14 protein-coding genes are annotated in these 17,029 nt (G+C 44.7%); 10 read left to right on the top strand and 4 right to left on the bottom strand.

What is annotated here, in order from left to right; genetic code table 11:
- Genes pdxA through DL796_RS01970 form a run of 3 tightly spaced genes read right to left on the bottom strand, consistent with a single transcriptional unit; the run spans nt 1 to nt 4,637 of the window.
- A complete protein-coding gene (pdxA, locus tag DL796_RS01980) occupies nt 1-996 on the bottom strand; it encodes a 4-hydroxythreonine-4-phosphate dehydrogenase PdxA (RefSeq protein ID WP_110199462.1) in 996 nt (331 codons plus the stop codon).
- Nucleotides 997-1,032: 36 nt separating this feature from the next.
- Nucleotides 1,033-2,334: a peptidylprolyl isomerase gene (locus DL796_RS01975; RefSeq protein ID WP_110199460.1), complete on the bottom strand. Its 1,302-nt coding sequence runs from the start codon at nt 2,332-2,334 to the stop codon at nt 1,033-1,035.
- A gap of 2 nt (nt 2,335-2,336) precedes the next feature.
- Entirely contained in the window at nt 2,337-4,637 is a 2,301-nt protein-coding gene (locus DL796_RS01970) for an LPS-assembly protein LptD (protein WP_227592930.1), read from the bottom strand.
- Between the two features lie 197 nt (nt 4,638-4,834).
- On the opposite strand from DL796_RS01970, the gene DL796_RS01965 reads away from it, so the two are divergent.
- The 7 genes from DL796_RS01965 to DL796_RS01935 all read left to right on the top strand — a co-directional run bounded on the left by DL796_RS01965 (nt 4,835) and on the right by DL796_RS01935 (nt 10,154).
- Entirely contained in the window at nt 4,835-5,878 is a 1,044-nt protein-coding gene (locus DL796_RS01965; RefSeq protein ID WP_110199456.1) for an aminoglycoside phosphotransferase family protein, read from the top strand.
- Entirely contained in the window at nt 5,875-6,573 is a 699-nt protein-coding gene (murU, locus tag DL796_RS01960) for an N-acetylmuramate alpha-1-phosphate uridylyltransferase MurU (protein ID WP_110199455.1), read from the top strand. Before DL796_RS01965 ends, murU begins: the two co-directional genes overlap by 4 nt.
- Nucleotides 6,574-6,596: 23 nt before the next feature.
- The gene (gene djlA, locus DL796_RS01955; RefSeq protein WP_110199453.1) at nt 6,597-7,424 is read left to right on the top strand and encodes a co-chaperone DjlA; all 828 of its coding nucleotides are present in this window, start codon (nt 6,597-6,599) and stop codon (nt 7,422-7,424) included.
- A 145-nt stretch (nt 7,425-7,569) separates the two neighbouring features.
- Nucleotides 7,570-8,202 carry a dUTP diphosphatase gene (locus DL796_RS01950; protein WP_196597939.1) on the top strand — a complete coding sequence of 211 codons (633 nt, stop codon included), beginning with the start codon at nt 7,570-7,572 and terminating at the stop codon, nt 8,200-8,202.
- A 61-nt stretch (nt 8,203-8,263) separates the two neighbouring features.
- On the top strand, nt 8,264-8,536 hold the full coding sequence (locus DL796_RS01945; protein WP_110199451.1) for a hypothetical protein: 273 nt from the start codon (nt 8,264-8,266) through the stop codon (nt 8,534-8,536).
- A gap of 12 nt (nt 8,537-8,548) precedes the next feature.
- A complete protein-coding gene (locus DL796_RS01940) occupies nt 8,549-9,298 on the top strand; it encodes an SIR2 family NAD-dependent protein deacylase (protein WP_110199449.1) in 750 nt (249 codons plus the stop codon).
- On the top strand, nt 9,282-10,154 hold the full coding sequence (locus tag DL796_RS01935; protein WP_110199447.1) for a hypothetical protein: 873 nt from the start codon (nt 9,282-9,284) through the stop codon (nt 10,152-10,154). The genes DL796_RS01940 and DL796_RS01935 overlap by 17 nt, the downstream gene beginning before the upstream one ends.
- A 160-nt stretch (nt 10,155-10,314) precedes the next feature.
- Here the strand turns inward: DL796_RS01935 and DL796_RS01930 are convergent, their stop codons facing one another.
- Nucleotides 10,315-11,421 (bottom strand): phosphoribosylaminoimidazolesuccinocarboxamide synthase, encoded by a 1,107-nt coding sequence (locus DL796_RS01930; RefSeq protein WP_110199445.1) that lies wholly within the window; start codon nt 11,419-11,421, stop codon nt 10,315-10,317.
- Nucleotides 11,422-11,676: 255 nt separating this feature from the next.
- On the opposite strand from DL796_RS01930, the gene acnA reads away from it, so the two are divergent.
- The 3 genes from acnA to DL796_RS01915 all read left to right on the top strand — a co-directional run bounded on the left by acnA (nt 11,677) and on the right by DL796_RS01915 (nt 17,001).
- A complete protein-coding gene (gene acnA / locus DL796_RS01925; RefSeq protein WP_110200688.1) occupies nt 11,677-14,388 on the top strand; it encodes an aconitate hydratase AcnA in 2,712 nt (903 codons plus the stop codon).
- Nucleotides 14,389-14,400: 12 nt separating this feature from the next.
- Nucleotides 14,401-15,711 carry an MFS transporter gene (locus tag DL796_RS01920; protein ID WP_110199443.1) on the top strand — a complete coding sequence of 437 codons (1,311 nt, stop codon included), beginning with the start codon at nt 14,401-14,403 and terminating at the stop codon, nt 15,709-15,711.
- Nucleotides 15,712-15,795: 84 nt separating this feature from the next.
- Complete coding sequence (locus tag DL796_RS01915) at nt 15,796-17,001, top strand: MFS transporter (protein ID WP_110199441.1); 1,206 nt, start codon at nt 15,796-15,798, stop codon at nt 16,999-17,001.
- The last annotated feature ends 28 nt before the right edge of the window (nt 17,002-17,029 follow it).

Below are 17,029 nucleotides of genomic sequence, written 5' to 3'. Positions count from 1 at the left end.
TTAGCTTTGTCGGCGGCGTTGAATTAAATCTTGGGTGAATTGTAGCGCATATTGCATGCTACCGATATCAGCAATGTTGCTCCCAGCGATATCAAGGCCCGTGCCGTGATCGACAGAAGTGCGTATATAAGGCAATCCAAGGGTAACATTTACCGCTTTGCCAAACCCTTTATATTTTAGAGTTGGCAGACCTTGGTCGTGATACATCGCTAAAACTGTATCCACTTTGTCGATTTTATTCGGCTGAAAGGCAGTATCCGCAGGAAGTGGGCCTATAAGCGTCGAGTCGAGTTCTTGATTTAACTCAGCTAAGGTTGGACTGATAATTCGAGACTCTTCGTTACCGAGGTGATCATTCTCACCCGCGTGAGGGTTTAATCCGCAGACAAGGATTCGAGGCTGTTGTATTGAGAATTTCTCACGAAGTTCACGATCAATGATAGTGATTACCTCGCGCAGCAATTCGGGTGTAATCGCATCGGCAACCTCTCGTAAGGGTAAGTGTGTGGTTGCTAACGTCACACGCAAGCCTTCTGTGGCAAGCATCATAACCACTTTGTCGCAGCCGCAACGCTCAGCAAAGAACTCGGTGTGGCCAGAAAACTTCAGGCCTGAGTCATTAATAATGCCCTTGTGGACTGGGCCCGTTAAGATTGCATCGACTAGCCCCTGCTGGGCTAAATCGCTTGCAATACCTAAGGTTTCTAGGACGTATGCCGAGTTCTCTTGGTTTAATTGTCCTGAGGTGGCTGGTCGCTTGAGCTGGCAAGGAATAACCCAAAGGTGGCCTATTTGATGGGGCTTTGGCTCTGCGTCTAGATCGAGTTCGGTGAGCGCTAGGGGCAGTTGAATCTCACTTGCGACTTGTTGTAGTAAGTCGGGATCGGCACATACCACGAGTTGATCGGTGCATGGCTTTTGCGCCATTTTTACGATAATTTCTGGACCAATGCCGGCGGGTTCCCCCGCCGTAATTAAGATTCTAGCAATATCCATGGTGTTACCTATCCAGCATGAATGTGGATATGATGGTTAAGCGTCTTCTTCTACAACTTGTTTAACGTAAGCTTCGTCGCGGATTTCACGGATCCAGTTCTCAACTTCTTCTGAGAATTTACGCTGGCGCAAAATTTTCGCTGCTTGTTGACGCTTCATATCTTCCGACTGGTCGTCTTTACGCTTACCCGTTAACTGAACGATGTGCCAACCAAAACTACTTTGGAAAGGTTTACTAATTTCATCAACCTCTAAATTGCTGAGGGTTTCTTCAAAAGCAGGATCAAAAGCACCGACGTTATTCCAGCCAAGCTCACCACCAAGGTTAGCAGAGCCAGGGTCGTCAGAGTGTTTTTTTGCCATATTACCGAAGTCTGCCTCACCAGCCATAACTTGTTCACGAATGTGGTTGAGCAAATCAATGGCGTCACTTTCCGTCGTAATTGCGTCAGGACGTACGAGGATGTGGCGTGATTTAGTTTGCTGCACCACGTGTTCTAAATCACCGCGCTTGTCATACAGCTTTAATATGTGGAATCCCGCTGGACTACGGATAGGCGTAGAAACCGCGCCTTTCTTTAGGTAGTAAACCGGTGTTCTGAATAACTCTGGCAAGCTTTGCTCTGAGTTCCAACCGAAATCACCACCTTCGCTAGCTTCTGAGCCATCAGAATGTTGTTTGGCAATTTCAGCAAAGTCTGCGTCTGATTTTAACTGGTTAGAAAGCTCTAGAGCTTTCTTCTTGGATTGTGCGACTTCAGACTCTGTAGCATTTTCATCAACGGCAATAAGAATGTGGCCTAGTAAATACTCAACGTTACTTTTGGCATCCATAGATTTAACCAGCGAATCAATTTCTTTATCGCTAATCTTAATTCGGCGCGCAACATAAGCGTCTCTGAAGCGTGCTGTAACGATCTCTTTGCGTAGGTCATCTAAAAACAATGGCCAAGCGATACCTTTTTGTTGCATGTGAAGGCGGAATTCGTCCAGCGACATATTGTTTTGTTGAGCAACACGTGTCGCGAATTGCTGTAACTCTGCAGGCTGGACTTGCATGCCAGCGCGGTTGGCCATTTGGTATTGGAGGCTTTGTACAATAAGCTGTTCTAATAGTTCTTTTTCTAGCAAGCTATCCGGCGGTAGTTGGCCGCCGCGAGCGCGGATCTGCTCTTTTGCTTGTAGGATTTTTCTATCTAGCTCACTCTTTAAGATGACGTCTTGGTCAACGTGAGCAATTATTTTATCAATAGTTTCTGCGCTTTGAGCGCTTAGCGGTGCTAATGTCGCGACTGAAACCGCTAGTAAGCAAGCTGAAATCAAATGTTTCAATGTCATAGTTATTTGCCTAATAAATCTTCGTATCCGTAAATACTGTCTTCTAAAAACTTAGTGGTACTGCCTTGTAGGCTACCAATTCCTTTCAGAACAAACTGAATGTAGACGCCTGAACTGTGTTCATCAGGCTGATCGGGAACTAAAGCACCTTGACTATCGAGCTGAATATTAATGTAACGTCTAGCGACCACGCGTACAGCCCAACAACAGGACTCATACTCTAGACCGAGAAAAGAATCGTTAGTTCGATTTTCTGTGAGATCTTGATTATAACGACCTAAAAGTCGCCAATCTTGGGCCATTGGCCATGCAAATGCAAGCTCAGCTTCTTCTTGGGTTCGATTGACCGTTTTACGGTAGCGGTGGCCTAGGTTAAGAATATGGTTCTCTTTAGGCTCGTAATGGAGATTAACTAAACCATGGGTGGTTTCATTGGTTTGGTCATCCCATTCAATCGCCGACTTAATCTCGATACTGTCAGTCCAGCGCCAATTCACTTCTGCAAGTAAGCCTGACTGTTTATCGGTTTCAACCGGCAGGTTAAGCATAGTCACTTTGCGATCTTTTAGATAAACCGTTCTTCCGATCGAGACCGATGCTTTTTCACGACCCTGCTCGTCGAGGAAGCGGCTGGTGATGGCGCCACTAACCTGATTGGCGTCACCAATACGATCGATCCCACTAAAGCGGTTTCTGCTGAATAACTGGGTAAAGTTAAAGGTCGGCAGACTGGTGTCGTAGATAGCGATATTTTGCTGCTCTTCGTAAGGCGTGTAGAGGTAAAACAGTCTTGGTTCGAGCGTTTGCGTCATATCGCCGTCATCAAAATTAAGCGTACGCTCAAAGAATAGCCCGGTGTCTATGGACAATGTTGGTAGGCTACGGTCAATGCTTTGGTCGTTACCTGAAAGGTCGGTTTGCTCATATTGAGTGTAAGCAAAACTCAGCTCTGGGCGGAAAAAACTATAAAGCGTTTCATGGCTCCAGGCGACGCTAGGTTCGACGTGGTAACGCTCGGCTGTGACCGCGTTGTCCTTATCGAATCGAGTGAGTTCACTGTGTATTTTAGCTTCAAAGCCACTGTCGCTCGGCTCAAAAAAGCGGGTCAGTTGTACTCGCGGGGCGATTGTATAACGCTCGACAGGACTGTTGAGTAGCTGCCAGTCTTGGTATTCTGTGCGCATAAGCCAGTCCTGGCTTAAATACTGCACATAAAGGTTCTGGCTTAAAATATCTTGGTTGGAGTCTTCAATGCTGCCACCAAAATCTTGAAAGTAGCCGTCGTCACTGACTTTACGAGCAGCGATACCGCTTGACCAGTTATCGGTGAACTGAGTTGTGTGGTCTAAGTCATATTGCCAGCGCTTATCGGGCAGAGCTTCACCGTTATTGTTGGTAGCCGCTTTATCATTCGGTAAGTACTCAAAAAACAGCTCGCCATAGTTTTGTGGCGTTAAGTATCGAAATTCAGTGCCTAACATCGAGCCGCGAGAAGTCATGTAGCGCGGCGTTAGGGTTAAGTCGTAATTGGGCGCTAGATTGACATAGTATGGCGCGCTAATATCGCGACCATTGCGGTTGGAGTTGCTGAACGACGGTGGTAAAAGTCCAGTTTTACGGCGGTCATCCACGGGGAAGGTGATATAAGGCAGGTAGAAAACAGGAATATCCGCAATTTTCACCACACTGTTATACGCCTTGCCCCAGCCACTGTCGCGGTCGATGACAATTTCGTCGGACTCGAAAACCCAGCTTTTTTGATCTTCAGGGCAGGTCGAAAAGTCCGTATTGGATAAGGTCAACACCTGCTTATTATCGACACGGATATTTTCTGCGCGACCATTACCGTTATTGCTGTAAAGGTGGAAACGTGTGTCTTCGATGCTGGTTGAGCCTTCGAGAGAATAATAATCTAGGCTTTCTGCACCAACCACAAAGTTTTGGTTGGTGAACAAAAGGTCGCCTTCAGCACGGTAGGATTTGGTTTTATTGTTGGCAATAAGCCTGTCGGCGGTCAATTGCTGTTGGTTTTGCGAAACGCGCACGTTACCCGTAAGGTACGCCATATCGTTTTCGCGCGAGGCTTCATCCGAGTAGATCCTGATGGGCTCACCGTCTGCCCCCAGCAAAGGCTGATAGCGAATTGGTTCTAGGGCTTCACTCGGGCAGGTTTTAAATTCGGGGAATTGATCAACAAAGTCGTTTTGACGCAGTTCGGACTGAGTTTCCTCTATAGAGCCTTCTTCAGTGGTATTTTCTTGCTCAAGCTGGACATTTTGCTCTGCCACAGCTGGCGTCGCCATTATTAAAGAACTGCTAATAGCGGAAACTAAAAAAGATTTTACCCAACGGACTTTCTTGCTTACCATGTACTTTCGAGTATTTTTTCGGGTTGGTCACAAAATAAACAGCCCGTTGATTCAAGGGCTTACGCTTTGTAACTGACATCAGTTATAAAGACCTAATGATAAACGCTTACGAGGCAGATTGAAAATTAATAATGACAAAAGATAGTCGTCAAAGCCAACTTAAAGAGTGGTCGAAGCAGCAAATTGGCGCTTTGGTTGGTGATTCAAGCCACTCCGCGGAAAACTACCAGTGGTCAATGGTCTCAGGTGACGCCAGTTTTAGGCGTTATTTCAGGTGGGCGGATGTCGCCAACGGACAAAGTTGGATAGCCGTTGATGCGCCACCAGAGCACGAAAATAGCCGACAGTTTGTAAAAGTCGCGCAATTACTCGAAAGAGTTAATGCGCCGCGTGTGCTGGCAAAGAATTTTGAGCAGGGGTTTATGCTCTTGAGCGATTTGGGTGATCGCTTATACCTGCCTCTGTTAGAAGAAGCGCAAGCTTCGGATAATATTGCTATTGCAGATAATCTATACCGCAGAGCGATTGACAGCTTGGTGCAAATTCAGCAATCGCCTGCGACAAGTCTGCCCGATTATGATGAAGTGATGTTGCGCTCAGAGATGGAGCTGTTTCGCGATTGGTTTTTGCAAAAGCACCTCGGCTTAGTCTTATCCACTATTGAGCATGGCCTTTTAGATACTACCTTTGAGCACCTGATACAAAGCGCACAGTCGCAGCCACAAGTGTTTGTGCATCGCGACTATCACTCGCGCAATATCATGGATTGCGACAACACCGACGCGCCAGGTATTATCGATTTCCAAGACGCGGTTCGCGGTCCTTTGACTTATGATCTGCTGTCGCTTCTAAGGGATTGTTATATTCAATGGTCGCCACAGCAAGTCGAGAACTGGATTGATTACTACCTCGAGCAATCGCCAGCGGTACTAGAAAAAGATCAGTTTATTCAATGGTTTGACTGGATGGGCTTACAGCGCCATATTAAAGTTGCGGGGATTTTTTGTCGCTTGAATTACCGTGATGGCAAGGAAGCTTACTTGAAAGATATCCCGCTAACCCTTACTTATATTCTTCAGCAAGCAGAGAAATACCCAGAAATGTCTGAGTTTTACCATTGGCTCAAAGAAAAAGTAGTGCCAGCGTTTGAGCAAAAGCAGGGGGTAACTCTGTGAAAGCGATGATTCTTGCCGCGGGGCGTGGTGAACGAATGCGACCATTAACCGATGAGCATCCGAAACCATTGCTTAAAGTAGACGGCAGGGCGCTGATCGAGTGGCATATCGAAGCCCTAAAAGATGCAGGCATCAAAGAAATATTAATCAATACCTCGTGGCTCGGCGACCAGATCCCTGAATACTTAGGCGATGGTGCCTACTGGGGAGTAAATCTTACCTTTTCTCACGAGCCAACTGCCTTAGAAACAGCGGGCGGTATCCGAAAAGCATTAGACTTTTTTGATGACCAGCCTTTTATCGTCGTCAACGGTGACGTCTGGAGCGAGTATGATTACGAAAAACTACTACAGCAGCCGACAAAGTTGGCACATATCGTATTGGTGCCGAATCCAGAGCATAATCCGCAGGGAGACTTTTTCTTGCGCGATGATGGCCTAGTCATTGCCGAAGGGAATAATCGCGCGACATTTTCAGGGATTGGGGTGTATCAGCCTGAGATTTTTAAAGACTTGAAAGAAGACGAGCCTCTGCCACTAGCGCCTTTATTAAAAGAATTAATGGTAGAAGCGCAGGTAACAGGAGAGTTATTCGATGGTAAGTGGCATGATATCGGCACGCCTGAGCGCTTGAAGGAATTGAATCAAAGCTTTCAAAGACGCATTAAAACCATTGAATATGATGGAAAATTATAGTCCAAAAACGGTGAAAATAACGCATGAGTTGGTTTGGTAAAGTAATTGGTGGTGTTCTAGGGTTTTCCCTCGCGGGACCTATTGGCGCAATCATTGGAGCGGTACTAGGGAATAAGCTCGATCAGAAAAGTGATGATTTTCAGGAGCGATACGCCCCAGGCGATCAAGAAAGAGTGCAGGCCGCGTTTTTCACCGCGACCTTTGCTACTATGGGGCATATTGCCAAAGCCGACGGCACTGTGACGCAGAACGAAATCCGCCATGCAGAGAATGTTATGCAACGCATGGGACTCGATCAGGATGCACGCAAGTTCGCGATTGATTTGTTTCAGCAAGGTAAATCCAGTAGCTTCGACCTAGAGGCGGTACTGACTCAGTTTAAACAAGAGTGTCATCGTCGCCGCAATTTGATGCAAATGTTCCTAGAGGTGCAAATCACTATGGCTCTAGCCGATGGTACTATCCATGCGCATGAGCGAGCTATTTTGCATCGAGTGGGTAAGCACCTTGGCTTTGCTGGCTTTATGATCGACCAGCTGATCAAAATGGTGCAAGCGCAGCAAGGCTTCCATCAATATTCACAGCAAGGTCAAGCTGGCGGTGGACACGGTGGAACTCACTATGAAGCGCCAAGTGCACCAAGTGTCGAGCAGGCATATCAAGTACTCGGCGTTAAAAGCTCGGATGATGAAAAAACGGTTAAAAGAGCATATCGCCGATTAATGTCGCAACATCATCCTGATAAGCTTGTGGCAAAAGGTTTGCCAGAAGAGATGATTAAGATGGCGACGGAGAAGACGCAAGAGATTAAGTCGGCGTATGAGTTAATTAAAAAACATAAAAACTGGTAATTAAGTTTAAGCTACTTGGACTTGCGATTACTTTGTTAAATACAAATTTTAATTTGCCTCACACTTCCTTCGCTCGTAACGTTTTGCGAGTGTTTGTAATTGAGTGCTGAGCGACATTGAAAATAACTTAAGTATAGAGAATAGAATGAATAAAGAATTAATGGTAAAGCAAATCGCAACGATGCTGGAAATGCAGCATGCGATGAACACGAAAGTTCATGAGAAATGGTTTGATCAAAACTATGAATGGTATCGTGCAATCTGGATCGAATGTGCTGAGATGCTAGAGCATTTCGGTTGGAAATGGTGGAAACATCAAAAGCCAGATGTTGATCAAGTTAAGATGGAGCTTGTTGATATTTTTCATTTTGGCTTAAGCTCTCGTATTGACGGCGAGCTTTCTTTTGAGGAAATTGCAGAAGAACTTGCGGGTGAAATGCTAGAGCCGTTAGTTAAAGATGACTTTAAGCAAACGCTAGAAGTATTAGCGGGGCAAGCTGTGCTGTATCAACACTTTGATGGTACAAGTTTTGCCGGTTGTATGGCGCAAATCGAGATGCCTTTTGAGGAGTTATTTAAAAGTTACGTTGGTAAAAATACGCTTAACTTTTTCCGCCAAGATAATGGTTATAAAGACGGCTCTTATATAAAAGAATGGAACGGGCAGGAAGATAACGAAGTCCTAGTTGAAATTTTAAATGCGCTCGACCCGACGCATGAAGATTTTAAAGACCAAGTTTATAAAGGGCTGGCTGATAGATATTCAGTTTTAAAGTAAACTAGGGTTTAACTATTGTTAGCAAACGATTCTTAAGATAATAAAAAATACTGGAGAAATCATGTCAGAAGGTACTCATAAAGTTGTATTAAAAGGGTATGGAGACTCAGACAAAGGAAAGTATTATATCGAGCAAGACTTAGCAGAGCTTTTTGGAATTGAACAAAAAGTGGCTAAAAGATTGTTAGAAATCACTGGTGAAGAACCTCGTGATGTGAAAAATAATGTTGATTCGAAAACAGCTGAACGCTATCTCAAAGCTTTGGAGGCCACTGGTGCTGTGGGCGAAGTCATCGACACACGGTACGACTTTAGTGGCCTTTCGATAGAGTAAGCCGCTAGCGATATGGATATCGAACCTGAAGTCTTAGCGTTAATTCAAAACGCTAAGCGCGTTACCATTCTAACTGGCGCCGGAGTCTCTGCGGAATCCGGCGTTGCTACATTTAGAGCCTATAAAGATGAAACCAGGGAAAGTCTGTGGAGCCAATACGATCCGCAAAAGATGGCCAGTATTGATGGTTTCCTAGAAAATCCAAATTTAGTCTGGCAATGGTATCAATGGCGTCGAAGGGAACTCAAAAATAAAAAGCCAAACGATGCGCACAAAGCCATTGCAAAATGGCAACAGTCTAAATCTCTTGGTTTAAAGCAACAAACCGTCACACTTATTACGCAAAATGTCGATGGACTACATCAAGCTGGTGGTTCAAGAGACGTTATAGAGCTTCACGGCAATATCTGGCGCAATCATTGCCTGCAGTGTCGCGCTGAGTATAAAGTTGATGTTACTGGGATTGAGAGTGTTACCAATTGCCCAGAATGTGGTGGCCAAGTTCGCCCTTCTGTTGTCTGGTTCGGCGAAGCCTTACCTGAACAAGCGTGGCGCGACGCCGAAAGCGCGTCTTACTCCTGCGACCTATTTTTATCAGTCGGAACCTCCAGCCAAGTCTATCCCGCGGCTGGACTCGCCACACTCGCCAAAAGCCAAGGCGCAAAAGTCATCGAAATAAACCCAGAACCGACAGAGAGTTCGGTGGTGGATTATTTTGTATTAAGCAAAGCAGGTGTCTTTTTAAATGAAATTGAGCTATAAAAAATTATTCGCATTATTATTTGTACTTTTTGCTATTTTTATTTCTTGTTACATAGTTTGGTCTGAGACTAGTCTTGAAAAGAAAGTAAAAGAAGTAGGCAATAATTCAAAATTCCTGGATACTAAAGAATCAAGTCAAAATAAAAATCGTACTATAGAAAAGGCGTCGCCTGAGGGGGAGAATGAACAAGTAAAACCCCGTAGTAACCATAGCCTAAAGACTATAGCTGGCAAGCAGTACGTTTTAAGCAGTGACTGTGCTTTAGACATAGCAGGTGAAGTATACAGCTTGATTAAATATGATCTTGAAGGGAAGGAATGGCTTGAAATACGAGGTTATGATTTATTTTATCAAAACAATGGACTGGCTATGTACCATAATTATGATGATGAAAGTCTTAAATCTATGGCCGAAAATGGGGATGCTATTGCAATGTCGAGAATTGCCATGAATACACTTTTTAACTCCGATACAAATGATGATAAGAAGGTAATTGAACAGTTAGAAGAAATGCTAATTAAAACTGGTAACTTTGTGTCCTTAGATTTGCTCATTCTTAACCTCCCACTAACCACTGAAGGTAGTTTAGAAACACAGTTAAACTGGGCTGCGGTCAATCAAGAGCTTAATGGCTTAGGTTTATATAATAATCCGCACCTTAACGAATTGATCCAGGAAAAGAACTTAGTGTGGGCAAAAGAGAAAATTAAAGAACTTAATAAGAAAAGGAGTGAGCTTGGAATGAAACCATTGACTCAGGAGCCACTTAAGAAAAGCTTAAACAAGGAAGTAGAAAAGTATATGAAATTTAAATTAGAACAAGAGCAGAATGGCAATACTGGTGTGGGGTGTTGAACAAGTTCTCTTTTTCGCTAAACGACGTGAAGTACGGTTAAAAGAATAGACAAGTAAGAGAAAGGTTTTATATTAGGCTATTAGTTAGCTGAGTTCCGTGGGCAAGTTAATTACTTGGCCATCCCGCGGCTTGGCCGCGGGAGCCAGAGTATCTTAGATCTTAATCAACCAACTTAAATTCGTCTTTTAAGATCTTAATGATTTCTGCTTTTGGGTTATCCGATAACTCGATCTTTACACCAGTAACTTTTTCAGCGATATCTAAATAGGTTCTCGAAAGATTCATCAGTGCTTCTGTAGGTAGTTCGTTGTCACGAGCTAATGCTTGGCGTTCGTCCATGCGATCTTTGTTTAACAGAATGTCTGGATCTTCGAAGTGGTTCAGTAGGAACTGGCGGAAGCCTTCTTTTGATTTCTCGACAATTTTGCCTTCTTCACGAAACGCTTGCCCATCCCAAATTCGTGATGAGTCTGGTGTACCCACTTCGTCCATGTAGATCAGTTTTTCGTTGCCGGCTTTGTCGGTGACGTAACCAAATTCAAATTTGGTATCGACAAACATTTGGTCTAGTTTGGCAAGTTCGTTGCTGATAAGTTCGAAGCCTTCTTTGAGTAGCTTTTCGTACAGGTCGATATCGTCTTTACGACGGAACGCAAAGGATTCGTAGTTATCTTCGATGTTTTTACGAGTGACATTGACATCATCAGCTTCTGGTACACCAGGGATGCCTTTTAGAATGCCTTTAGTTGATGGGGTGATTAATAACTCATCAAGTTTTTGGTCTTTTTCAAGGCCTTCAGGGAGTCGAATGCCACAGAACTCACGTTCGCCCTTGTCGTAAGCGCGCCACATTGAGCCTGTGATGTATTGGCGAGCAATCGCTTCGATCTTTACCGGCTTGGCTTTTTGTACAATCCAGACGAATGGGTGTGGAATTTCAAGGATATGGCTGTCGGCAAGGCCGTTTTCGCGGAATAGCTTGAACCAGTGGTTTGAGATAGCGTTTAGGGCTGCGCCTTTACCAGGTACACCGTGCATACCGCCTTCGCCGTGCCAGATGGCGTCGAATGCAGAAATACGGTCACTGATGACCATAATGGCGAGCGGTGCGTCAGCAACGACGTCGTAGCCGCGTTCTTTGATTAAGCGTGCGCTGTCTTCTTTGGTTAGCCAGTAAACTGAGCGGACTTTACCGCTATGAACTGGTTGATCGGTACGGATCGGTAGATCGTTATTAACAGCTAAAACTTTTCCCGCAAGGCTCATGGAGTCGTCCTATTGTGCTATTCAGTTAATGACACAGGGTCCTACGGTGTTAGAAGATTTTTCAACACCAAATTTAAGAGCGCAATAATACCAGAAATCGTGACGTTCTCCACGAATTGTATGAGTTTTAAGCAATATTTTTAGTAATTTGACAGTCTAAATTTTATGTTATTAAGTAACTAAGGTATAGTGATGAGTAGCGTGAAAATAATTTAATTCTTTGATTTTATTATTGTAATTACAAGGGAGCCCATGATGAGCGACAAGGTAATTGATTGTAAGAAATCTTTATCAGTCAATGGTAAAGATTTTGATATTTGGAGCCTCAAAGATCTAGAGGCACAAGGCCACGGCATTAAGAAACTGCCATTTTCTATTCGAATCCTTCTTGAGAACGCACTGAGAAACCACGATGGGCTAGCTGTTACTGGCGATCATGTGGACACTCTATTAAATTGGAAGCCAAACCCAGAGAAAAAAGAAGTCCCTTATAAGCCTGCGCGAGTCTTGATGCAGGACTTTACGGGGGTTCCAGCGGTGGTCGACTTGGCCTCAGTTCGTGCGGAAGCGAGCCGCCACGGCGTTGATGGCAAGAAAGTTAATCCTTTAATTCCCGTAGACTTGGTGATTGACCACTCGGTTCAGGTTGATTTCTATGGCGACAAGAACTCTTTAGATAAAAACATTGATATGGAGTACGAGCGCAACCAAGAGCGTTATCAGTTCTTGAAGTGGGCGCAGACGGCTTTCGATAATTTCACGGTGGTGCCACCAGGTATGGGGATTTGTCACCAGGTAAACCTTGAGTATTTGGCGCAAGGCGTGGTCGAGCGCGATGGCGCTTTGTTCCCTGATACCTTAGTCGGTACCGACTCACACACACCGATGGTTAACGGCATTGGTGTTGTTGGTTGGGGCGTTGGTGGTATTGAAGCTGAGGCTGCCATTCTTGGGCAACCGATTTTCTTTATCATGCCAGAAGTGGTCGGTTTGAAGCTGACAGGTAAATTGCCTATCGGTACCACGGCTACGGATATGGTACTGACGATTACTGAGCTACTGCGTAAGCATGGTGTGGTCGGCAAGTTTGTAGAAGTCTTTGGCGAAGGGCTTGATCATTTAACGGTAACAGACCGTGCGACTATTTCTAACATGTCACCAGAGTTTGGTTGTACTGTAACTTACTTCCCGATTGATGATCGCACATTAGATTATATGCGCGACACCAATCGCAGTGAAGAGACTATCGAGCGCGTAGAAGCCTATACCAAGAACAATATGTTATGGCGTGAAAACGAAGATGATATTGAGTACAGCAGTGTCGTTGAACTGGATTTAAGCACGGTAGTGCCGACTGCTTCGGGTCCGTCGCGTCCACAAGATAAAATTGCGATTAGTAACTTAAAAGCACAGTTTAAATCCTTGATGGAACTGAACTATGGTCGCCAATATCAACCTCTAGAAGAGCGTAGCCCAGCCGATAACGATAAAGGCTTGTTAAAGACGATTGTGGTCGATGATAAAGATAGCGACCAGGATTATCAGCTGCACGATGGTTCGATTTCTATTGCTGCGATTACCTCATGTACCAACACATCAAACCCTAGCGTCATGATTGGTGCTGGTTTGGTTGCGAAAAAAGCGAATGAACTGGGCTTAAAAGTAAAACCATGGGTCAAAACTTCGCTGGCTCCGGGTTCTAAAGTGGTGACCGACTATTTAGAAAACTCAGGTCTTATGGATGACCTTGAAGCGCTTGATTTCTTCTTGGTGGGTTATGGTTGTACTTCTTGTATTGGTAACTCAGGGCCTTTACCTGACGCTATCGGCAAAGCAGTAACCGAGAACGATTTAGTGGTAGCTTCGGTGTTGTCAGGTAACCGAAACTTTGAAGCGCGAGTCCACCCAGACGTTAAGATGAACTTCTTAATGTCGCCAATGTTGGTGGTGATTTATGCTTTAGTTGGTCGCGTCGATATTGACTTCGATAGCGAGCCAGTAGCTCATACACCAGATGGCAAGCCTGTGTATTTCAAAGACTTGTGGCCGTCGAACGAAGAAATTCAGGAGATTATGGCGAAAGTCTTAACGCCAGCGGATTTTGCTAAAAACTATGGCAAAATTTTCGATGGTAATAAACAGTGGCGTGAGATGAAAGTGTCCAAAGATAAGGTTTATCAGTGGGATGACTCTTCGACCTACATCAAGCAAGCGCCATTTTTCCAAGGGCTTAAACCTGAGCTTAACGAGCCAAAAGATATCGAAGGTGCGAAAGTTCTTTTGAAATTAGGTGATTCGATTACTACTGACCATATTTCGCCAGCAGGTGGCTTCTCTGAAGACTCGCCAGCAGGTCAGTACCTAAAAGGTCGTGGAATCGAGCCTCGCATGTTTAATTCTTACGGCTCACGCCGTGGTAATGACGAGGTCATGGTGCGTGGTACTTTTGCTAACGTTCGCATCAAGAACCAGCTAGTGGATAAAGAGGGTGGTTATACTCGTTATATTCCTACTGGCGAAACTATGACAGTGTTTGATGCGGCGCAAAAATACAAAGCGGAAAACACACCGTTAATCGTATTGGCGGGTAAAGAGTATGGTAGCGGTTCGTCTCGAGATTGGGCGGCCAAGGGTACAACTTTGTTAGGGATCAAAGCGGTCATCGCAGAAAGCTACGAGCGAATTCATCGTAGTAACTTAGTTGGTATGGGTGTCTTGCCATTAGAGTTTGCAAATGGTGAAGACGCTGAAACCTTGGGCTTAACGGGTGAAGAGAGTTTCACCATCAAAGGTAAATCAGGTGGTTTAGAAGTGAACCAAACCTTTGAAGTCGAAGCGAAATCCAGCGATGGTAAAGTTAAAACTTTTGAAGCCTTGTCACGCTTAGACTCAAAAGTTGAGCTGGAATACTACAGAAATGGCGGTATTCTGCATTACGTCTTAAGAGACTTTATTAGAAAAGGATAAGGATTAAGACGCATGTCAAAAGAGTCCACCGTTGAACAGGTTTACGAGGCTATCAACAGTGGCGACGATGGGCGGGTCTGCAAAGATATTCCCGAGCAGGCCTGTGACCATCAGCCTAAAAATGTCACAACACATGTCATCTCATTAGCGGCTACTAAGGTCGCTGATGGGTTGATTGATCCAAAGCTTATCCTGAGCTGGTTACTTTCTGCCTTGGGCGCATCAACGTTTCTGGTGGGGTTATTAGTTCCTATTCGTGAAGCTGGAGCTTTACTGCCACAACTGTTTACGGCGGGTGCGTTACGACGCTTACCACAGCGTAAGTGGGCGTGGGCACTAGGTAGCCTTGTACAAGGTTTATCGGTTGTCGGCATATTGTTAAGCGCCATATTCCTCAAAGGCCAAACCGCTGGAATAGTTATTGTCAGCCTGCTGGGTGTGTTAGCTATTGCGCGCAGTGTTTGCTCCGTGTCTTACAAAGATGTGCTCGGTAAAACAGTTTCAAAATCCATGCGAGGCAAAGTCACCGGACTCGCCGCAAGTGTCGCTTCGGCAGCTGTCATAATCTTCGGTCTGGTTTTAGCTTCAGACTACGTTGAACGCATGACCTTAGTATTGATTGCGCTAGGCTTGGCTGCGACATTGTGGATTTTTGCCAGTTTAATGTTCACAAAGCTAGAGGAAGCCTCCGGTGCGACGGAGGGCGGCGGCAACCCATTAACTGTTGCCAAAGAAAACCTCGCTCTGCTAAAAGACAAACAGCTATTATTATTCATCAGCGTTCGTGCACTGCTTATTGCTACGGCCTTAGCGCCACCTTTTATGGTGACACTAAACGGCTCTGGCGGTATTGAAAGTCTTGACTCAATGCTAGGTGGGTTAGGAGCACTCGTTTTGGCTTCATCTTTGGCAAGCTTTTTAAGTAGCTATGTTTGGGGCTGGTTAGCCGATAAATCGAGTCGTAAGGTATTATTGTTTTCTTCGGTAGTAGCGACTATAGCGTTAACCGCAACTGTGATTTGTGCTTATTATGATCTGATAGGTCAAAGTCTTGTTTTAGCAATACTACTGTTTGTTTTAATGATTGCTTACCATGGCGTACGTCTCGGCCGCTCAACCCATTTAGTCGATATGGCCACCGCAGAAAATCGCGCCGCATACACCGCACTGTCCAACACCATTATAGGACTTATCTTGCTGACCGGCGTTGGCTTCAGCGCCATAGCCCAATATTTTGGCAATATTGTAGTGCTCGGCGTTATGGCAGTTATGTGCTTTTTTGCCGCGTTATTGGCATTAGGCCTGAAAGAGGTTCAGCAGTAACTACGCACAGCTCTGGTGGGCTGTAACTTAAACTTGCTAAGAGTATAATGCCCACCACATTTTTTAAGAGTCACGGCATAAGCCATGAACTACCTGCAATTTGTTAAAAGTAATAAGTATTTGCTTTTGTTCGGTTTTCTCTGTGTTTTTGTAGGAAACTTAGGGCAAACGTTTTTTATTTCGCTTTTTAACAAAGATCTTATAGGCAACTTATTACTAGAAAAGGATAGCCTAAGCCTAGTTTATTCCCTCGCGACTTTGATTAGTGGTTTTACCGTATTTTTTGTTGGCGCCAAGATTGACGATATTGAAGTGAAAAAGTTCATGTCTATGGTCATCATTGGGCTAATTGCTTCTTGTGTGCTGTTCGCCAATAGCTCGAACCTTGTGATGTTATTCTTTTCCTATCTCGGCATCCGTCTCTGTGGTCAGGGCTTGATGACGCATATTGCTGTTACCACGCTGATGCGGTATATCCCACAGCACCGTGGCAAGGCAGTGAGTTTATCGCTTCAAGGCATGGCTTTTGGTGAAATGGTAATGCCTCTGCTTGCGGTAATCTTGCTTAAAAATTATGGTCATACTGCCAGTTGGATGACTTATGCAATGGTAGCTTTGGTGGTGATATTTCCTTTGCTTCTATGGTTATTGAAGAAAGCCGATTTAGTGCCTGTTCATCAAGCGTCTGAAGCAAACAAGGAAGAGGTAACAACTAAAGATTGGTCTCGAGCAGAAGTAATGGCGGACTGGCGCTTTTGGTTGATACTACCGGCAATTATCGCGCCTGCATTTTTAATTACAGGACTTTTCTTTCACCAAACCCTACTTATTGATGGTAAGGGCTGGACACTGAACTGGCTTTCGATTGGGTTAATGATGTATGGCTTAGTTCATTTCGCTGGGGCTATTGCGACTGGGCCTTTAGTTGACGCTTCGCATCCGCGAGTATATATGCGTTGGTATCTATTGCCGCTGGTGGCGGGCATGGTGTGCCTTTACATGGGGCAGGATAAAATTTGGTTGATTGCTTTTATGGTCTTGGCTGGACTAACGGTGGCTTCTAGTGGGCCGGTAATTAATTCGTTTTACGCTGAAGTGTTTGGAAATTCTCACCTTGGTGCCATCCGCGCGCTTGTTTCTGCAACAATGATCATTTCAACTGGGATCGCACCTTATCTATTTTCGTTGTTCGATAGCATTGAAACATTTTTGACCTTCGCCATAGGTTATGGCGTTGTCGCTAGCCTCTTAATTCAAAAGAAATTACTGGCAGAGCAAAACACAAAGTAAAAGAGTAAATAAGGAAAGGGGAGTTTTA

The sequence above is a fragment of the Kangiella spongicola genome, from assembly GCF_003194565.2.
GTDB lineage: Bacteria > Pseudomonadota > Gammaproteobacteria > Enterobacterales > Kangiellaceae > Kangiella > Kangiella spongicola.
Note: the sequence above shows the minus strand (reverse complement) of the source record. Positions and strands in the feature narration are given on the sequence as shown.

Bases quoted from the DNA above. Each gene is read 5' to 3' on its own strand.
- pdxA (WP_110199462.1), bottom strand. From the start codon at position 996: ATGGATATTGCTAGAATCTTAATTACGGCGGGGGAACCCGCCGGCATT.
- DL796_RS01975 (WP_110199460.1), bottom strand. From the start codon at position 2,334: ATGACATTGAAACATTTGATTTCAGCTTGCTTACTAGCGGTTTCAGTC.
- DL796_RS01970 (WP_227592930.1), bottom strand. From the start codon at position 4,637: ATGGCGACGCCAGCTGTGGCAGAGCAAAATGTCCAGCTTGAGCAAGAA.
- DL796_RS01965 (WP_110199456.1), top strand. From the start codon at position 4,835: ATGACAAAAGATAGTCGTCAAAGCCAACTTAAAGAGTGGTCGAAGCAG.
- djlA (WP_110199453.1), top strand. From the start codon at position 6,597: ATGAGTTGGTTTGGTAAAGTAATTGGTGGTGTTCTAGGGTTTTCCCTC.
- DL796_RS01950 (WP_196597939.1), top strand. From the start codon at position 7,570: ATGAATAAAGAATTAATGGTAAAGCAAATCGCAACGATGCTGGAAATG.
- DL796_RS01945 (WP_110199451.1), top strand. From the start codon at position 8,264: ATGTCAGAAGGTACTCATAAAGTTGTATTAAAAGGGTATGGAGACTCA.
- DL796_RS01940 (WP_110199449.1), top strand. From the start codon at position 8,549: ATGGATATCGAACCTGAAGTCTTAGCGTTAATTCAAAACGCTAAGCGC.
- DL796_RS01935 (WP_110199447.1), top strand. From the start codon at position 9,282: ATGAAATTGAGCTATAAAAAATTATTCGCATTATTATTTGTACTTTTT.
- DL796_RS01930 (WP_110199445.1), bottom strand. From the start codon at position 11,421: ATGAGCCTTGCGGGAAAAGTTTTAGCTGTTAATAACGATCTACCGATC.
- acnA (WP_110200688.1), top strand. From the start codon at position 11,677: ATGAGCGACAAGGTAATTGATTGTAAGAAATCTTTATCAGTCAATGGT.
- DL796_RS01920 (WP_110199443.1), top strand. From the start codon at position 14,401: ATGTCAAAAGAGTCCACCGTTGAACAGGTTTACGAGGCTATCAACAGT.
- DL796_RS01915 (WP_110199441.1), top strand. From the start codon at position 15,796: ATGAACTACCTGCAATTTGTTAAAAGTAATAAGTATTTGCTTTTGTTC.